This is a genomic window from Rhodothermales bacterium (assembly GCA_034439735.1).
Taxonomy (GTDB): domain Bacteria; phylum Bacteroidota; class Rhodothermia; order Rhodothermales; family JAHQVL01; genus JAWKNW01.
The window spans coordinates 1-3,497 of the sequence record JAWXAX010000295.1 but is presented as its reverse complement, the minus strand read 5'-3'; the positions used below and the strand labels follow the sequence as shown (position 1 = coordinate 3,497).

General features: G+C 63.3%; 4 protein-coding genes. All 4 read right to left on the bottom strand.

The genetic code is table 11. From position 1 onward, the window contains the following. Nucleotides 1–390: c-type cytochrome domain-containing protein (locus tag SH809_20530; GenBank protein ID MDZ4702109.1), on the bottom strand; the 390-nt coding region annotated here is incomplete at its 3' end. Between the two features lie 305 nt (nucleotides 391–695). Further along, the gene (locus SH809_20525; protein ID MDZ4702108.1) at nucleotides 696–887 is read right to left on the bottom strand and encodes a hypothetical protein; all 192 of its coding nucleotides are present in this window, start codon (nucleotides 885–887) and stop codon (nucleotides 696–698) included. A gap of 643 nt (nucleotides 888–1,530) precedes the next feature. Further along, nucleotides 1,531–2,703 carry a VCBS repeat-containing protein gene (locus tag SH809_20520; GenBank protein MDZ4702107.1) on the bottom strand — a complete coding sequence of 391 codons (1,173 nt, stop codon included), beginning with the start codon at nucleotides 2,701–2,703 and terminating at the stop codon, nucleotides 1,531–1,533. Between the two features lies 1 nt (nucleotide 2,704). Continuing rightward, on the bottom strand, nucleotides 2,705–3,184 hold the full coding sequence (locus SH809_20515; GenBank protein ID MDZ4702106.1) for a 2TM domain-containing protein: 480 nt from the start codon (nucleotides 3,182–3,184) through the stop codon (nucleotides 2,705–2,707). Between the last annotated feature and the right edge of the window lie 313 nt (nucleotides 3,185–3,497).

Below are 3,497 nucleotides of genomic sequence, written 5' to 3'. Positions count from 1 at the left end.
CTGTTCGATCCACCGGACGAGCACCGCCTTGTCGGCGGCCGAGAGCGCGAGGTTCGATTCGGGCGGCGGCATCATCTCCGCGGGGTCGTCGGACAGGATGCGCCCGATGAGGACACTTTCGGCGAGGTCGCCCGGGACGATGGCGTAGCCGCCGGAGTCGAGCCGGGTGGCGAGGGCGCCGTCTTCGGTGTCCAGGCGGAGGCCGGCTTCGCGGGTGGCCTCGTCGGGCCCGTGGCAGGCGTAGCAGCGGTCCGAGAGCAGGGGGCGGACGTCGAAGTTGAAGTCGACCTCCTCGGGCAGGGCGCGGGCGACCTCACGGGGCAGGTCGGACCGGCAGCCGGCGAGGGCGACGGCAAAATAGAGGAGGTAGTGCAGTGCGGAACGAGGCATGGCGCGTAGTGGACTCGGCGGATTCCTGGACTGCCAACATAAGCCGCTGGAAACTAAGTTTCATGGGGGCGAGGTGCGAAAAACGGGGGGCTGACGTATATTGGTGGGGATCTAATGTTAGGCCGTTGTGCAAATAGAGCCCGTAGAGACGCTCCTGTGGAGCGTCTCTCGACGTTGGCGATGATCCACCACGCGTTCAGGCAGGCAGAAACCTTGCTGAGACGCTCCGCAGGAGCGTCTCTACGTAAAAAATATCATGTTCAGCCGGGCGCCCCGGGCGGTTTGGCCCGCCCGGAGACTGTCGGTCACCATCCAGGCAGCAAGGAGTACACGATGCCGCCAACCATCAGGAGCCCGAGTAGCAGAAAGGAGATCAAGAGCGCCATCACCCACCAGTTATTCGGCTGGAGGGGTGTAGCCGGGTGCTTGGCGTATGAGGGAGGGGTATGCGCAGGCACGGCCGCCGGCGCCGGGCGGGATTTCTTGGATGTTTTCATGGGATTGATGCTGCAGGTATCGCGGGAATACCCGGCGACAGGCCATGGATCGGCCCGGGGCGGGCGTTTCGTAGGGCGGTTGCCGCATCAAATCAGAAAAGAACCGAGCGTGGCGCGATCGACGCGTTGCACGCGGGAGAGGACGCAGGTGATGTGTCGTTCGGGGTAACGGTAATCTATCGGATCGGGTAAAAGGACGGTCTTTGTTGACGCGACCGGGGTCGGGACACGTTTACGGGTTTCCGGGTTCGACTCCGACGTGGGCACCCGTGGCGTATCGACGAGGACGGCTGCGGCAGTCGATGGGTCTCGCGAGACGGTAGCCCGGGCGGGGTGCGAATCGTGCGGAGCGGAGTCCTGCTTCGATGGATGGACCGTCTCCAGCGGCGCCGGCGAGGACGAAGGGATTGCGTAGAAGCCTGACCAGGAAACCGCGACGAAGAGCAGGGCCCACAAGGAAATACAAAGCCCTATGCGGCCTGGCGGAATTCCGCCAGCCGGCGTTGAATCAACCACACGCGAGGCAGAAGAGATACGCACGTGCGACAGGGTGAGTGTGCGACACACGCCGGCTCGGCGCGAGGCGGATGTATCACAAGGCTTTAACGAGCGCCCGAAGCCAAGTTTCTGGCGTCGAAAAATATCAGTCGCCCGTTCGGTTCCAGTACACGACGAGGTTGTTCGTGGCCCGGCCGGCGGCGATGATGTCAAGATCCCCATCCCCGTCCAGGTCCGCCACCTTGAGGTCTTCCGTGGCCATTGCGTTGTCGTCGACGACGTGCATCGTCCATAGCGCGCCGTTTTCGTCGGGCACGTACAGGCGGATGCCCACCTTGCCTTCGGCGTTCGGGTTGCGCCAACCGGCGACGACCTGGTCGCGCCCGATCCCCAGCAGATCGGCCGCGGCGAGGGCATGGCCTTCGGCGAAGGTGCTATCGAGCACGATACGGCGGGGCGGGTCTTCCTGGAAGGTGACGGCGACCGTCGTGCCGTGCATCGGCTCGATGGTCGCGAGGAAAGGCGTGTTGGGGAATTGGCCTTTGCGAACTTCCCCGGCGGCGTAGGTCATCCCCGGCACCGGCGCGGCGCCGGCAGACCAGCCGCCATTTTGAAAGGTCGCCACGCGAACGCCTTCTTTTCCGGCGATGTAGAGGTCTGTTATTCCGCCGGCTTCCACGGCTTCGACGTTATGCGTCATGTGCATCGCGTCGTCGACGACGGTCGATGGCCAGGGTTGTGTAGAGTCGGTGGGGCGCGTGTAGGCGATCTGGAGGACGCCGGCGCCTTCGCCGGCCTGGTTGCCGCGCCCGTGCAGCGGCGCCACAAGCAGATGGAACGCATCGCCGATGCGTACCCAGTACATCCGGTGGACGGTGGGCTCGTGGGGAAGCTGGATGGGCGTCCATGGCTGCGTCGGGTCGGTGGGGCGGGCGAGGTAGTGGACGGAGCCGGACTGCGAGGCGTCGCTCGTCTCGCCGGGGTTCCACATCGCGCCCACGGCCACCTCGACCTTTCCGTCGCCGTCGATGTCGCGCGCCGCGAGGGCGACGTTATCCCGGGCGGTCAGGCTATCCACGAGAACAAACCGCTGCCAGCCCGGATTGCGGTACCACACGTACTGCTTTTTATCCGCCAGCAGGATGTCGGGCCGGCCGTCTCCGTCCACATCGCCGATGGAGAGGCCGTAGCCGATCGCGACGTTGGCGTCGAGCGTCTGGGCTTCGAAGTGAGGCACGGGCGGCGGCGGCGCGGCGCAGCCGACGGCGAGGAGGATGAAGGAAGTGAAAAGTGAAAAGTGAAAAGTAAAAAATTGCATGTTATCTTACCGTCTGTTTCCGCTTGACCGGGGCGCCGTCCAGCTCCAAATCGGCCGGCGATTCCCACTGTTCGCTGGTGATGATGGCTTCGAGGTGTTCGATGCGTTTCTGGAGGCGGGCCGAGTCGGGCTCTGCGGAGGCGGAGAGCTTGAGCGTCTCCATGGCCTGCGCCAATGTGATAGGGCCTTCCGGCATTTCTTCGCCGTGCATGAGTTCGTAGATCATGCGTTCTTCCCACTCCCGGGTTTTGGAGCCCTTTTGACCGAACACGCGCCGTGCATGGATGACCAGCACTGGCGTCCAGGCGATAAGCGGTAACATGGCGATCGGGCCGGCATGTGGGCCCACGGCCAGATTAATCGTGATGAAGACGGCGTTTGTGGCGAGGAAGCCGGCGGCGTGCAGGTAGAACCGCTTGAGGTCCTCCATCCGGTCTTTGAAGGTAGAGAGGACGCCTTTAGCTTCTCGGCGGGTCATCATGGGAGTGCTCATAGAGGTGTCGATGCGAGGAGGAAGCCGGGCGTACGGGGCGGATGCGGAGAAAGTTGGGTAGCGCGACGCTTTCGGGCACTTCTGCGGAGCCGGTGCATACTAAGTATGATAACGGTCAATCCATTGAATGCCTGCGACGACCGTTCAATGTTAGAGGCTGAGGGAAGCCACATTAAACCTTGAGAAACTGTTGAGATTCGCATATTGCATAAGGAGCAAGTCATCCCCGCGCAGGCGGGGACCCAGAAAAATGCCAGTCTGATGGCTGGATTACTTCGTAAGTCGCTTCGCTCGTTTCCCG